The organism is Methanosarcina horonobensis HB-1 = JCM 15518, from assembly GCF_000970285.1.
Lineage (GTDB): Archaea > Halobacteriota > Methanosarcinia > Methanosarcinales > Methanosarcinaceae > Methanosarcina > Methanosarcina horonobensis.
In genome coordinates this window covers 1384211-1399162 of sequence record NZ_CP009516.1, presented here as the reverse complement: position 1 = coordinate 1399162, position 14952 = coordinate 1384211, and the positions used below count along the sequence as shown (strand labels likewise).

15 protein-coding genes are annotated in these 14952 nt (G+C 45.9%); 11 read left to right on the top strand and 4 right to left on the bottom strand.

Translation table 11 applies throughout. From position 1 onward, the window contains the following. Positions 1-18: 18 nt before the first annotated feature. Entirely contained in the window at positions 19-783 is a 765-nt protein-coding gene (locus tag MSHOH_RS06195; protein WP_048138169.1) for an HAD family hydrolase, read from the top strand. Between the two features lie 108 nt (positions 784-891). Here the strand turns inward: MSHOH_RS06195 and MSHOH_RS06190 are convergent, their stop codons facing one another. Then, entirely contained in the window at positions 892-1779 is an 888-nt protein-coding gene (locus MSHOH_RS06190) for a class I SAM-dependent methyltransferase (RefSeq protein ID WP_048138167.1), read from the bottom strand. Further along, positions 1761-2567, bottom strand: a complete 807-nt coding sequence (locus MSHOH_RS06185) for a class I SAM-dependent methyltransferase (protein ID WP_048143239.1) — start codon at positions 2565-2567, stop codon at positions 1761-1763. The genes MSHOH_RS06190 and MSHOH_RS06185 overlap by 19 nt, the downstream gene beginning before the upstream one ends. Positions 2568-2729: 162 nt before the next feature. Here MSHOH_RS06185 and MSHOH_RS06180 point away from each other — a divergent pair, with 162 nt between their 5' ends. From MSHOH_RS06180 to MSHOH_RS06140, 10 genes are all read left to right on the top strand, one after another. Beyond that, positions 2730-3668, top strand: coding sequence for an ABC transporter ATP-binding protein (locus MSHOH_RS06180; protein WP_052730743.1), 939 nt, complete (start codon positions 2730-2732; stop codon positions 3666-3668). Further along, positions 3661-4572, top strand: coding sequence for an ABC transporter ATP-binding protein (locus MSHOH_RS06175; protein ID WP_048138165.1), 912 nt, complete (start codon positions 3661-3663; stop codon positions 4570-4572). The genes MSHOH_RS06180 and MSHOH_RS06175 overlap by 8 nt, the downstream gene beginning before the upstream one ends. A gap of 137 nt (positions 4573-4709) precedes the next feature. Next, positions 4710-6260, top strand: coding sequence for an ABC transporter substrate-binding protein (locus MSHOH_RS06170; RefSeq protein WP_048138164.1), 1551 nt, complete (start codon positions 4710-4712; stop codon positions 6258-6260). Positions 6261-6313: 53 nt separating this feature from the next. Next, positions 6314-7252, top strand: a complete 939-nt coding sequence (locus tag MSHOH_RS06165) for an ABC transporter permease (protein WP_048138163.1) — start codon at positions 6314-6316, stop codon at positions 7250-7252. A gap of 1 nt (position 7253) precedes the next feature. Then, a complete protein-coding gene (locus tag MSHOH_RS06160; RefSeq protein ID WP_052730742.1) occupies positions 7254-8132 on the top strand; it encodes an ABC transporter permease in 879 nt (292 codons plus the stop codon). A 409-nt stretch (positions 8133-8541) separates the two neighbouring features. Beyond that, positions 8542-9195: an HAD family hydrolase gene (locus tag MSHOH_RS06155; RefSeq protein WP_048138162.1), complete on the top strand. Its 654-nt coding sequence runs from the start codon at positions 8542-8544 to the stop codon at positions 9193-9195. A gap of 29 nt (positions 9196-9224) precedes the next feature. Continuing rightward, entirely contained in the window at positions 9225-9587 is a 363-nt protein-coding gene (locus tag MSHOH_RS06150; RefSeq protein ID WP_048138161.1) for a response regulator, read from the top strand. A 352-nt stretch (positions 9588-9939) separates the two neighbouring features. After that, positions 9940-10335 carry a hypothetical protein gene (locus tag MSHOH_RS06145; protein ID WP_048138160.1) on the top strand — a complete coding sequence of 132 codons (396 nt, stop codon included), beginning with the start codon at positions 9940-9942 and terminating at the stop codon, positions 10333-10335. 206 nt (positions 10336-10541) lie between these two features. Further along, positions 10542-10664 carry a hypothetical protein gene (locus tag MSHOH_RS25535; protein WP_275425551.1) on the top strand — a complete coding sequence of 41 codons (123 nt, stop codon included), beginning with the start codon at positions 10542-10544 and terminating at the stop codon, positions 10662-10664. A 197-nt stretch (positions 10665-10861) separates the two neighbouring features. After that, positions 10862-13471 (top strand): valine--tRNA ligase, encoded by a 2610-nt coding sequence (locus tag MSHOH_RS06140; RefSeq protein WP_048138158.1) that lies wholly within the window; start codon positions 10862-10864, stop codon positions 13469-13471. Between the two features lie 226 nt (positions 13472-13697). Here MSHOH_RS06140 and MSHOH_RS06135 read toward each other — a convergent pair whose 3' ends face one another. Both MSHOH_RS06135 and MSHOH_RS06130 read right to left on the bottom strand, forming a co-directional pair. Then, positions 13698-13877 carry a hypothetical protein gene (locus MSHOH_RS06135; protein WP_048138157.1) on the bottom strand — a complete coding sequence of 60 codons (180 nt, stop codon included), beginning with the start codon at positions 13875-13877 and terminating at the stop codon, positions 13698-13700. 103 nt (positions 13878-13980) lie between these two features. Further along, positions 13981-14952 carry a hypothetical protein gene (locus MSHOH_RS06130; RefSeq protein ID WP_048138156.1) on the bottom strand — a complete coding sequence of 324 codons (972 nt, stop codon included), beginning with the start codon at positions 14950-14952 and terminating at the stop codon, positions 13981-13983.

The window sequence follows — 14952 nt, the reverse complement described above, 5'->3', positions numbered from 1 at the left end:
AACAATTATTAAGGGGATATGGGAGGCAAGAACATTTCAAGAAACAATGAACTGGAAACAGATGAGAGCACTATAATCGTTCCCGCCGATCCTATCATAGCAGGGGAAGATACATTTGAGAGCTGCAAGATAAAAGGGGTCATTTTTGACTGCTACCAGACGCTTATTGACATCCATACCGAAGAACACGAGATCGAGACTTATAAAACCGTAAGCGCATGGCTTGCCTACCACGGGGTAAAAATAAAGCCTGAAAAGCTGTGGGATACTTACATACTCAAGGTGCAGGAAAGGATGGAGGAATCAAGAGAGATATACCCTGAAGTAAAGGTAGAAGATATCTTTGCAGAGATCTGCAGGGAAAACTCTATCTGGAAAATCGACGAAAAAAGCCTCGGAATTGAGACTTCAAGAGTTTTCAGGGCAGCCTCCATCAGGAAACTTCGTCCCTTTCCTGAGAGCATAAAGTTAATAGAACACTGCATTAACACACCCAAGTGCATAATTTCCAACGGGCAAAGGGTTTTTTCCGAACTGGAACTCCGGTTCCTGGGGCTCTATGACTATTTTGACTTTGTAATTTTCTCTTCCGACGTAGGGTACAAGAAACCTGACCTCAGACTCTTTATGACCGCACTCAAGAGGATGGAACTTGAACTTGAACCCAAATGTGTTCTATCCCTTGGTGACTCTTACGAAAACGAGATACTTCCGGCAAGAAAGCTCGGGATGCGGGCAATGACCATTGAAGAAGCCTGGAAACATTACGGGATAATTGACTGATTTTTAAATTATGAAGGTGGGTACATTTGTGGGTACTTCACCTTCCCATTGGTACTCCAGCGTACCGTTTTTTTCCATAAATTTTCCACAAAGCTCCTGTCGGAGTTTTCAGGCTATGCCTTTTAACTCCTTCCGTCGAACAGTCGGGTCCCACCAGACTACAGCAGACCGGTATTTTCTGACGCACGGCCCTTTACCCGAATCACTGTACAGGGCATCTTGAATCTTTTCTTCGACCTCAGGTGTGAACTCCGTATAGATCGAGTAGAAAACCCTGTACATCCTTAGCATATTCTCAGGTGTTCTCGTGCTTGTATAATCAATAACCCGCACATGCGGCACCCTGCCACGCATATAGAGAAGGTTATATATCAACGGGTACTCCGGATACTGCGGGTACGGCACATTGCCCATAATCTTCCGCCAGAGTTCTGTTTCAAAAGTCTGCCCGGTACTGACACCACCGACCACACAGCAGTGCCCCCGTGTTACCTCTTCCATCCGGCTGATCTGGGTCATGATATCACGGAACATCCAGATAACGGTTGAAGTAATGGTTAGATCATACTGACCCCGGAACTCTGTGCTGTTCACGTCCTGCCAGATCTTCTGGATAATCTCATAGTTTTTCACTCCTGCTTCCGCAGCGTTCCTGCGAATCATACGGATCATACCTTCCGCAGGTTCGACAGCAGTTATATGGTCAACATGCCGTGCAAACGGTATTACAAAAGTCCCTGGACCCGAGCCGACTTCAAGGACCCTGGCATGAGGAGGGATGACTCCGTGAAGGTCGAGTGTAGAGTATACTGACTCTCCGAACTCATACTGGTTTGTCCGCCTTGATTCCGAGTAGTCTTCTGCCCGTTCACTCCAGTCATCGAGCCCGTAGTCCCTGCGCATTATCCTTGAACGGGCATCATAGCTGTCTTCCCAGGATCTGACCCAGTCGATACCGGGTATAAGAGAGCTGTCCATTACGCTACTTTCCACCATAAAACACCCATCCTCCCGTTAACCTGATACATACCTTCCACAGCACGATTCTGCACATACTCCCGAATAAACGCACTATCACTGGCATCCAGCGGCCGGTATTTCCAAACGAGATTCTCGACCGAGGCAACTGCCGAGGCAACCGACCTGGTAAGTGTGTAATCTATCACATCAATATTCGGGCATATTCCAGTATTATTAAGAAGGTTGAATATAGCAATGAACTGGTCAAAGCTACCGGTATCAATCCCGAGGGTATCCGTCAGTTCACGTCCTTCAGGAGAGGCTTCAAATCCGTGAGCGAGGCAGCAGTACCCCCTGGAAACTGCCTCCATGCGCCGGATCTGCGGGAGAATGTCCGGAAATTGCCACAGGGCATGGCAGCAGATGGTTAAATCGTAGTTCTTTGCATACGTTGCAATATCCACAGCCTGCCAGGTCTGCGGTATTATATCGATATTGGAAAGCCTTCTTGTCTGCGCATATGACATCAGGGCCGCTGCCATTTTCTCTGCAGGTTCAACCGCGGTCACCCTGCATACCTTTTCCGCAAACGGAACCGTTACCGCTCCAGGCCCCGACGCAATATCGAGAACATGCCACTCTTTCTGCAGCAATCCTTCCCGTTCAAACAGGTTGAAGATGTTCCGTCCATGATTACAATCGCTTGCCAGAACCATATCTGAGTAATCCTCTGCCCGCCGGTTCCAGTAGCCTGTGGTGGAAAGACGGTTCATTTCCTCTATACCTGCTGCCCATGCTGTCTCCCAATCGATCTGTACAGTCATGCTATCTCCTTCTTCATGATACGTTTCTGCTAATATGTGTGAATTTATAGCAATTTATTTTTCAATTGTCATAGAATATATGAAAACAAATATAAATAGTAATAACATACACTCTGCAATTTTCGTAATAAAAGTTAGCAAAAAAAATGGGAAAAATTGAGCATGACCACGATTCTTGAGGTTCAACAGCTGCATATACACTTTCCCACGTCAGACAGGACTGTCAGGGCTGTTGACGGAATTGATATCGGTATCGCTCGGTCCGAAACACTTGCAGTCATTGGGGAAAGTGGAAGTGGAAAATCGGTACTGGGCCTTGCAGTCCTCGGACTGCTGCCTGTAAACTGTACCGTTACCGGATCTGTACGTTATCGTGGCGCTGACCTTCTAACTCTCCCTGAGAGTGAACTTGAAAAGATCCGCGGCAGAAAGATTGCCTGGGTTCCGCAGAACCCTGCTGGATCCATGAACCCTTCGATGACCGTGGGATACCAGATAGGAGAGCCGATTGCTCTCCATGTGGAAAAGAACAGATCTATAGTTCGAAAAAAAGTTCTTGAACTGCTCCAATTCATTCGCATAACTCCTCCCGAGGAGAGAATCGGCTCATACCCTTACTCCTTCAGCGGCGGAATGCTCCAGAGATCGCTTGTTGCAATGGGGATTGCAGGTCTCCCGGAAGTGCTCATAGCTGACGAGCCGACGAAAGGTATAGACATAATAAACAGGCAGGCGGTCTCTGCCCTTCTCCGGGTTTTACGCGAGAAAGGAATCACCCTGCTAATTATCACTCACGACCTCTCATTTGCCCAAAACCTTGCCGATAGAGTCGCGGTCATGTATTCCGGAAGAATCATGGAAATCAGGGAAAGAAAGAGTTTTTTTGATGGCCCTCTGCACCCCTATGCAAAGGGGATGCTCCTCTCACTCCCTGAGAACGGCCTTCACCCAATATCAGGGAAGACAAGAGAGTCAGATAAATATGACGGAGGCTGCAGATTCCGATTCCGCTGCACATACACAATGGAGCGGTGTAGAGCCGAACCGCCGCTAATTGCCCTTCCTGATGGATCGGCAGTAAGGTGCTGGTTGTATGATTGAAGGAAGAGGATTGACAAAAGTATTCAATCCTCCCGGAAAGAACCGGATTATTGCTGTTGACAATGTGGATATCCGGATCGATGCCGGAGAAACACTTGCTCTCGTAGGGGAAAGCGGATGCGGAAAGTCAACCCTCTCGAGATTGCTCCTTCTGCTCATCCCTCCGACCCGGGGAGAGGTATTCTTTGAAGGACAGGCACTGACAGGTCTGAAAGAAAAAGAACTCCGATTGATCCGGCGAAAAATCCAGATCGTGTCCCAGCAGCCGGAAAGTGCGCTGAACCCCAGGTGGAAGATAGCTGACTCCATCTGTGAGCCCTTTCGCATCCACCCGGACTCACTACCCCCAGGAAGTCATATGGGAGAAAAGCTGGAAAAGCTTCTGGAGCTTGTCGGGCTTGAGCCTGAACAGGCATTCCGATATCCACACCAGCTAAGCGGCGGAGAACTGCAGCGTGCGGTCATTGCCCGCGCTATCGCACTGGAACCGGCCCTTATTATCTGTGATGAACCAACGTCAATGCTGGACGTATCCACCCAGGCAGCTATTGTCCGCCTTCTCCGGACACTACAGAGCAGGCTTGGGTGTGCTCTTCTCTTTATTACCCACGACCAGGGACTGGCTCATGCTATAGGAGACCGGACCGCCGTAATGTTCGGGGGGCAAATTGTAGAAGAGGGTCGTGAAATCCTGGACAAGCCGTTCCACCCGTTTACCCGCAGGATCACATCATTCCCGGGCACGGGTTCCTTACAATGCACTGAGCCTGAAGGGACACGGGTCCCAGGCTCATGCGTATACTACCAGTTCTGCCCGGAAAAAACAGAAAAATGTCTTCACAGCCCCGATATGTTGGAATACAAAGGAAGGAGGGTACGCTGCCATAATTTTTCATACGCCTGACAGCAGCGCTGGCCTGCAACAGCCGGAGGCAGGAAGGGGCAGAAAACAGCTGGATTACTCCAGATTATTCCATACATTTACTGCATACTGATTTTGCAGCACTGATATTGACACATAAATTGGGTGTGATGAGTTAAATGAAAAGAAAAGAAGAGGTTATTTTGGTTCTGCTGGCTCTCGTTGTCATGGGAGCGGGCTGTGCAGACCAGGAACAGAAGGAAAGCATTCGGACGTTATCTATCTCGGGTCAGTGGAGCCCCAATACCATTGATCCTCACCTGTCAGGTTACATATCTCAAAGGCTCGGGTATGTAGAAACTCTTGTAGGGGTCGATTATGAGGGGAAGATCATCCCTAACCTTGCAAAATCATGGGAGGTTTCCAGCGATGGTAAAAACTGGACATTTATATTGAGAGAAGGTGTCCGGTTCCATGACGGGACACGGTTTACAGCCGTGACCATGAAGGACTCACTCGAAAGGTCCTTTGTCAAGTCGGACTCGGTTTTCGGGAAAATCCCGGTATCAGCCATTGAAACTCCTGATAACCTTACCCTGACAATAAGCCTTGATTCACCTTTTCCTGCACTGCCTGCCTATCTTTCCAGAGCGGAAAGTGCGGCCCTTGCCCCAGGGTCTTATGATGCAGGCGGAAATGTAACAAAACCTATCGGTACAGGACCTTTTATTTTCGAGTCATGGAAACCGGAAGAAGAGATTGTTGTCGTCAAAAACCCCGATTACTGGGGGCAGGCTGCTTCAGTTGATAAAGTGATATACCGGGTAATCCCTGAAGCACTTACGAGAAAGATGCTCCTTGACAGTAAGGAAATTCAGATCGCAATGATCCTTCCTCCCGAGATTGCGGAAGAATATACGGAAAAGGATGGTTATACCGTCCTGCAGCAGCCGATCGCTCGCGTAAGGATGATAGGGTTCAACACGGAGAAGGAGCCTTTTGACGACAAGAGGGTGCGCCAGGCAGTCAACTATGCCATTGACAGGGAAGCAATAGTGACGTATATCCTTCACGGATACGGGACCACGGCAGCAGGGCTCTTCCCTCCGAACTTTTACTGGGCTAACCAGAGGATTGCTCCTTACACATATGATACGGAGAAAGCGAAGTCGCTTCTTGAAGAGGCAGGGTGGACCGACACGGACGGAGACGGAACCCTGGATAAAGACGGCAGACCTCTGAAGATTACGCTCGTTACTTACCCGGAGCGGGCAGAACTGCCGCCGATAGCCGAGGTGATCGAGCAGCAGCTCAGGAAAGTAGGGTTTGAGACCGAACTTAAGGTTCTCAACACCGATGCCGCAAATTCCCTTCGAAATAAAGGCGAGTTCGATATCTTCCTGGTTGGAAGAGGGCTACTCTTCGTACCCGACCCCGACGAGATCATGATGACTGATTATCACTCGAACGGTACGTCAATAGACGGCTGGGGAGCTTATCACTGGCACAGCGACCGTGTGGACGAGCTGATCGAACAGGCCAGAACCACGTCCGACACGGCTGCCAGAAAAGAACTCTATGATGAGGTTCAGGCAATAGTAGTTGAAGAAGCACCTGTTGCATATCTGAACTATTATGTCAATATCGACGTCACCACCTCGAATATAGAAGGATACCGCCTCCATCCTACGGAGTACTCTCTCAACCTTGAGAATGTCTCAATCGCCTGATGCGGGATAAGCCACCCGCATCCTGCTGTAATTAATAACAGGTTTGAGTAAGAATGACACGCAAAATCGTACTGAATCGCCTGTTTCAATTGACATATGTAATGGTCGGAGTCTCACTCATTACCTTTGCTGTAGTCTCCCTCTCTCCCGGAGACCCGGCTGAAATCACGCTGAGAGCTACACTTGGCACTGAAAGCCCACCGAAAGAGGCGGTAGCCAGACTTCACGAGGAAATGGGACTTGACGATCCCTGGCATATCAGTTATCTGAAATGGGCATCAAGGGTTGTGCACGGAGATCTGGGGTATTCCTACCAGACAAAACGAAGCACTTTCGAGGAAATTACACATGCTCTACCCACAACTATCTCTCTCTCCGTCCTTGCAATGCTTTTCTCAGCTGCCACAGCCATTCCTCTCGGAATTGTCTCTGCGCTGAGACAGAACGGGCCTGTGGACCATCTCTGCAGGCTTACTTCCGTTATCAGTCTCTCAAGCCCTGACTTTTTCGTTGCGATAATTTTTATGCTGGTTGGAGGCGTTTACCTGGGAATTTTTCCGATCGCAGGAACTGGCGGTATAGAGTATTTTATCCTTCCCTCCCTGACTCTCTCGGTCGGCCTTACCGCAGTAACAATGCGCATTATGCGAACGAGCATGATAGAAACGCTTGAGCAGGATTATATCAGGACAGCCCGCGCAAAAGGGCTCAGCCGCAGAAACGTTATTCAGAGGCATGCTCTCAGGAACGCTCTGGTCCCTGTTCTGATATACATGGGCACCCAGTTTGGTTGGCTCTTTGGAGGTGTGGTCGTTATCGAAAGCATGTTTGCACTGCCAGGGCTTGGGAGGCTTCTTGTAAATTCGGTTTCCTCGATGGACATTATGGTGGTCCAGGGGTGTATGCTCACTTTTGCAGTGATTATTGTCCTTATCAATCTCGGTGTCGACCTCGTCCACTTTTATCTTGATCCTTCAATAAGGGGGCAGTAAGATGGAATATCCGTACCTGGACGAAAAATGGGCTGTGTCCGGCATAAACCGGGCATTGTCACTTCTGCGAGGAAATGCAACGCTCACAATCGGGATTCTGCTGTTTGTCATTATCTCCATCATGGCCATAGCTGCTCCTACAATTTCTCCGCACGACCCTGCAGAAATGCACTTTGAAGAAAGATTATCTACACCATCAGCATCCTTTCCCCTGGGGACCGACCAGTTCGGCAGGTGTATCTTCAGCCGCATAGTATACGGGGCGCAGACATCGCTCTCAATTGCGATCATCTCAACTCTCATCGTAGTAACCGCAGGGATCATCATAGGTATGTATGCGGGTTATTTCAGCAGGTATGATGCGTTCCTGATGCGAATAACTGATATCCTGCTTTCTTTTCCCAACATTGTCCTTGCAATTGCTATTGTTGGTGTTGTCGGTCCCAGTCCTGCAGGTATCATTCTTTCCTTCTCCGTTTCAGGCTGGGCAAAGTATGCACGGATGATACGGGGATCTACCCTTTCGTTAAAAAATAGCGGATTTGTCGAGGCAGCCAGGGCTCTCGGGGCATCTGACAGATATATTCTCTTCCGCCATATTCTCCCTAACAGCTTCGGACCTATTATTGAGATTGCAACTCTCGGACTGGGGTCCAGGATTATTGCAATATCGGGGCTTGGGTTCCTTGGGCTCGGGGTTCAGCCTCCCACACCTGAACTGGGGGCGATCCTGAAGGACGGGCTGGTATACCTTCAGACCGCCCCTATGATGGCTTTATCTGCGGGAGGCATGATCATGCTGTTTGTGCTTGCGACAAATCTCATTGGCTCAGAATTGAGGTCCATCACCGATCCCAGGTCTGATTTAATAGAGCTTTAACTGGCAATCAGAGAGCAGCACTGTGATTTCACTTTTTGGGGCATTTCCTATTGAGTAGAAGCCTTTCACCTAATGGAAATTTCCCCTTGATCTGCTGTCAGCTTCAAGCCGTTTGAAAACTCATCGATGAAAGACATACACTCCTACAAATGGACTTTTCTATTACTAAGTAGCCACAACGACTATGGCACCACCAGATCAGTTTAAACCTATCACTTTTAATTTCATCTCCGAGTCGATACCAAAGAGATAGTATATAGTTATATAGAACTATATATTGAAGTCTATAAATAAGAGGAGTATTTACGAAATATCTATATATTCAAAGGATAATATCTAGAGTGATAGAAGATAGAGATAGAAAGATCCAAACCATATAAAAATCCAAAAAACTAAACGGAGAGTCCCTATGCTCCAGAAAGGAAAAATAAAAGGTTTAATCTTTGATTGTTATAAAACTCTTATAGATATAAAAACAGATGAAGGAAGCCGAGAAACAAATGAAAGAGTAAGCAAATGGCTACTCTATCAGGGGGTAAAGATAGAACCCGACCGGCTCAGAGAAGAATACAGGTGGAAAGTAATAGGCAGGCTTGGTAATTCAGGCCAGCAGCACCCGGATATCCGCATAGAGGAGATCTTTGCAGAGATCTGTGCAGAAAACGCTTTTAGAGAGATCGATCCCTTCTGGCTTGGAATTGAAACAGCCAAGGTATTCAGAACTTCATCTGTAAGAAAACTCGAAGCTTACCCACAGAGCCTCCGTCTGCTTGAGAAATACAGAAATGTTCCGAAATGCATTGTGTCCAATGCTCAGAGAGTGTTTACTGAGCAGGAACTGCGCTTTTTAGGCCTGTATGACCGTTTCAATTTTACAATTATGTCTTCGGACCACTATTTCAAGAAACCTGACACCCGGCTCTTCAGGATGGCTCTCGATGGTCTTGGACTTGAACCCTGGGAAGTGCTATCTATCGGAGATACACCCGAAAATGATATCTATCCACCTCAGAGCCTTGGAATGAATGCCATGCATATCCGGGATGCATGGAGATATGCGTAAAGAAGTATAAAACAAAAGAAGGCAAATAAATGACAAGAGTTATGATTGTGGACGACACCGAATTTATGAGAATGGTGATCAGAGATACTCTTATAAAGCATGGATACGAAGTGGTTGCTGAAGCGGCTGACGGAGAGGAAGCAATACAAACATATCTTAAGATAAAACCTGATCTTGTGTTAATGGATATAACCATGCCAAATATGAGTGGAGAAGAAGCATTGAAAAAACTTCTTTTTATGGACCCGAAAGCAAAAGTGTTAATGTGTTCTTCTCTTGGACAGCAGGCCGTGATAACAGAGTCGCTGAAAATAGGTGCTGTGGGTTTTATAGTAAAACCTTTTGAACCTGATGAAATGGTGGCTGTAATGAGAAAAATTACTGCAAAGTAATTATTTAAAAACTACATAATTTTTTTCCTAGTTTCCTGATCATATTATCCATAAATTGATTCTCGTATTGATCATAATAATTCGTTTCTTATTGACAACCTTCTTACTTAGCGCTGAGCCTGTTATCTAACTCAATACTGCTGATACGCAGGTAAACATATTCCTTTCAGAAATCTACTTTTCGGACAATTTACAGAAATATTTTTGAAATATTATAATAGAAAGCTTATTAAAGATAGAATGTCACATTATTGACTGGGAAAAGGGAGTAATCGAAACCTTTGTTCAGTTAAACATATGCCTATTTTCCCTGCTTCTATAGCAGAAAGGAGTGAAAAAGAGGGGAACGAGTATGGATATACTTATTCAAATCAACTCTGGAAACCTGGATACAATTATACCCGGTTTGATCATGGCTACCAGGCTCAAGAACGAAGGAGCAGATGTATCTGTATCTTTTCAGTGGAGGGCTCTGATTGCTTTTGCAGAGGGGCACTTCGAGTTTTCGCCATCAGTAGCAAGATATGCTACTAAAATCAACAAAAATGCAGAAAAGATGGGACTTCCAATCGATCCCATGAAATTTCTGGAAGGGGCTAAGGCTGACGGGATACCTTTATACGGTTGTGCCGTGGAGGCAGCAATCTGTGGTATCAAGGAAAAAATACCTCAGGAGATAGAACTGATGGAAGAATCAGATATAACAAACTTTTTGCTAGAGGCAAAGAAAGTTATCAGCGGATTTTAACTACTCATGAAAAATTATCTCTGAAGTTAGAAATAATCCCTGAAAATAAGATTTATTGGCAAGTTATGGTGTTTTTAAGAAAAAGAAAAACTGCAATTCACTTTTAATGTTCCTGCACTGGATCCGATATGACCTATATATGCCAACTCAAAATATTTTCTTTCCTTCACTCAGGCATCCGACTACTGAAAAGCCTCTTTTGAGACTTGAGACTTAACTTATTCGGTAGTGCTGAAGATTTGTTTTTGTTGCTCGAAGCCAGCGGTTCCGGCCGCGCAGGACAGCAGGACAGAAACACAGTAAATATTAGCCAGTTTGCCGAGGAATGAGACTAGCCGGTTCCTTACCTATCACCTGAAGCCAATTTCCGGATAAAAACGTAATCAACGAAAACCGATTTATATTCCTGAGAATCATTGGGCAGTAAGAATTAACATTTTGTTCGAAACCAGATATATTTAAATAATCGCAAGCACTCTAAAACCAAAGAAATTCTTACACTCATTTCTCATTACGGAGTGTCTTTATGACAGAATCAGAAATTCCAAAAGAATATAATGCAAATGAGGTTGAGAAAAAGTGGATGGAGAAGTGGAACCTCTCCATGTACCACTTTAACTGGGGAGAAGATACCCGCCCCCAGTATATCATTGATACCCCACCTCCATATCCTACAGGCAATTTCCATATCGGAAACGCGCTTAACTGGTGTTATATCGACTTCATAGCCAGGTACAAACGCATGCGCGGATATAACGTAATGTTCCCCCAGGGCTGGGACTGCCATGGCCTGCCGACTGAAGTCAAGGTTGAAGAAATCCACGGTATTACTAAGAACCAGGTCCCCAGGGCTGAATTCCGCAGGATGTGCAGAGAGCTTACTGCAGGAAATATCGACAAAATGCGCCAGACAATGCTGCGCCTGGGCTTCTCCGTGGACTGGAGCAACGAATTCGTCACCATGGAACCCTCGTACTTCGTAAAGACACAGAAGTCCTTTGTCAGGATGTATAACGACGGGCACATTTATCACGAAGACCACCCTGTCAACTGGTGCCCCCGCTGTGAGACCGCCATTGCCTTTGCGGAAGTAGAGTACGACGAAGGGCAAACAAAGCTTAATTTTGTCCACTTCGACAAGGTAAACATTGCAACCACCAGGCCGGAACTGATGGCAGCATGCGTTGCAGTTGCAGTTAACCCCAAAGATGAGCGTTACAGCCAGTATATCGGCAAGGAAATTACAGTGCCGATCTTCGGGCAGAAAGTGACTCTGATTGCCGACGAAGCTGTCGAGACCGAATTCGGTACAGGTGCTGTGATGATCTGTACTTTCGGAGACAAGCAGGACGTGCGCTGGTGGGTAAAATACGGGTTGCCTCTCGTAAAAGCTATTGACAAGCAGGGAAAAATGACAAAAGCTGCAGGCAAGTACGAAGGCATGAGCATTCCCGAATGCAGACAGGCTGTCATTTCCGACCTGAAAGCTGCAGGTTTCCTCTATGACCAGAAACCCCTCGAGCAGAATGTCGGGCTCTGCTGGCGCTGCGATACCCCTATAGAAATCCTTTCCGAGCCGCAGTGGTTTGTAAAAATCAACCATGAAGGTATCCTGAAAGCTGCAGACGAGATTAGCTGGTACCCTGAGTACATGAAAGTCAGGCTCCAGAACTGGACAGGCACTATGGAATGGGACTGGTGCATTTCCAGGCAGAGGATCTTTGCAACCCCGATTCCCATCTGGTACTGCAAAAAGTGCGGCGAAGTCATGATCGCCGAAGAAAGCTGGCTTCCCATTGACCCGAACGAAAATGCACCAAAGAAAGCATGTGCCTGCGGCTCAACAGAATTTGAACCCGAAACCGATGTTCTGGATACCTGGATGGACTCTTCAATTACCGCATTGCATGTCTCTGGCTGGGAAAGCGAGCACGACCTCCGCTTGCCTGCACAGATCCGCCCTCAGGGGCATGACATCATAAGGACCTGGGCTTTCTACACTATCCTGAGGAGCCTGGCTCTCGAAGGAAAGAGACCCTGGGACTCTATAGTGATCAACGGAATGGTGCTCGGGCCAGACGGGCACAAGATGAGCAAATCCCTTGGAAACGTCATCTCTCCAGAAGAAGTGACCACACAGTACAGTGCCGACGCTTTCAGGCAGTGGGGGGCAGTTGGAGGTTCCACAGGTTCGGACGTAATGTTCCGCTGGAAAGACGTAGTCTCAGCCTCTCGTTTCCTGCAGAAAATGTGGAGCATCTACAGGTTCTCTATGTCCCACCTGAAGGACTTTGAGCCTGAAGATGCCGAAAGCTTCTCTCTGGACTCCCTCTATACCATTGACAGGTGGCTTCTGAGCAAGCTTAACAGGCTTGTTGAAACGACCACAAAGGAGCTTGACGGATACCAGTTTGATTCCACATTCAAGGCTATTCGGGGCTTTGCCTGGGAGATTCTTGCAGACAACTACCTTGAACTTGTGAAAGGCAGACTCTATGGCGAAGATACCGAAGGCAGGAAAGCAGCCCAGTATATCCTTTATACAACAACCAGGACTCTGTCCCTTCTGCTGGCACCGTTCATACCTTTCTTTGCAGAAGAAATGTATTCGAGGTTCGACAACGAAAGCGTGCACACCCGTGCCTGGCCTGTGGTCAATGAAAGCCTGATAAGCGAAGAAGCCGAAGCTGCAGGCGAAATGATCAAAGATATCACAGGTGAGGTCCGCAGATATAAGTCAGACCTGGGAATGGCACTGAATGCTCCCCTGAAGAAAATAGAGATCTATAATGCAAAGATCGATACAGGGGATATTGCAGGGGCTACAAACTCCGAGGTTGAGCTTATGGAAGGAGCTCCTTCGTTTGAGTACGTGCCCGTGGAAGTTAAACCCAATATGGGCGTTCTCGGGCCACGCTTCAGAAAAGAGGCAGGGGCCATTGTGAAAGCCCTCAAGGCAGAAGACCCCACTTCAGTCGAGGCTCAGGCAGCTTCAGGTAAGATAACCGTTACCGTAAACGGAGAAAAAATAGAACTCGAACCCGAAGCAGTCGAAATCCGGAAAGAAGTAATTTCCGGAGGCCGTGAGGTCGATGTTCTGGACATAAAAGGTGCAGTAGTTGTAATTGTCAGGTAAGCTTAAAAGGAAAAAGAAGAGAACAGGCAAAGAATAACCTGCGACTTCTTTTCCTTCTTTTTACTATTTTTCCCTGCTTCCGGTGTGCTCACAAAGATGCAGAGTAAATGTTAAAAAATATAAATGAGTAGGATTTCAATTGACCTGCAGTTCCGACAAGTTTTCAATGGAACTTACTCTACTGTGTGTGGTTTTACAGGTATTTCGAAATCCTCATAACATATTTTTAGTTTGGTTCTGATGTTTTACCTTTTACTAGCATCAGAGAGAAAGAAAGGATCAAAAGCGCTGCATAGAACATTACACTGGGATCAAACCTGTTATACAGGGACAGCCAGGTGTATACCAGCATTGACCCAGAAAACACTGCTAAAACTATAAGTCCGATATATTTTGCTTCTATCATTTTTCGTCACTCACTTTGTTTTTCTACAAATTATTTTTGTTTTTAAAGTTAGAATATTAGCTAGAAGTACTGCAATTTATTCTGTTTCAGAATAAACGATTGATCAGTTTCTATGTGAATACCGTCTGTACTTTTTAAGATTCTTGAGAACACCTTCAAGGTCGGATTTCATCAACTTCAAATCCAGATTTTCGTCCTGCATATTATCCATGAAATTGATCGTTTTCTCTTTCTTAACTATGATATCTTTCTTTAGTGAAGCTAAGAAATTATCACTTTCGTCACCAAACTTTATCTCTTCAGTGTTCTCGCTAAATTTGAAGTTATTTTCATCAGGTTCATCATCCAGTCCATCAACTTTAATCGCAAATTCATTTTCATCTAACTTAAAATCGTTATTAAATGACGTATCTAAATCCAGAGACATACCACCAAGAGATGGCTCTGCAGTCTTAAGTTCAGGACTGCTGACTGTTAAAGTGTCTGAAGTAGACATTTCAGTTAGAAGGTCGTCATCAAAATCTAATTCGTCTTTTTTGGATTCGACTACTTTATCAAGAGTGTTAGCTTTGTCAGCAGCACTGTAGTTTAGATCTGCTTTCTGGTTATCAGATAAAGAAGCAAATTTTTCCTTATCTTTATTGCTTCTGCGGGGTAAAGCTGACGAAAGGGATAAAGTTTTACTGCGGAGATTAACAAAAAGATCCTGAACAGCACCTTTTACTTTAAAGAGTATTGTTTCCACTCTTTCAAAGGAATTTTTATTAGAGTTACTCCGGGTTGAGGCGGGTTTTTTCCTCATCGAACTGGACTTTTTCGGACCTGAGCTGGACTTATTCAGGATTAAACTGCTAAGTTTTTTGCTGTATTTAGAAAACTGTTTCAAGCCCTTGGAGCCAAAAGCTGTTATTTTCTGGTTCAGATCCGAAAAAAACTTAAAATTATCGAGATCGAATGAGGCTCCGCCTTTACTTTTATATTTATCGTATAGAGTTGTTGTTCCCATTACAGCCAGAGTTACAAAAATACCTATGAATATTGTAAAATTTGTTTCGTATATCGTTATTAAATCCAT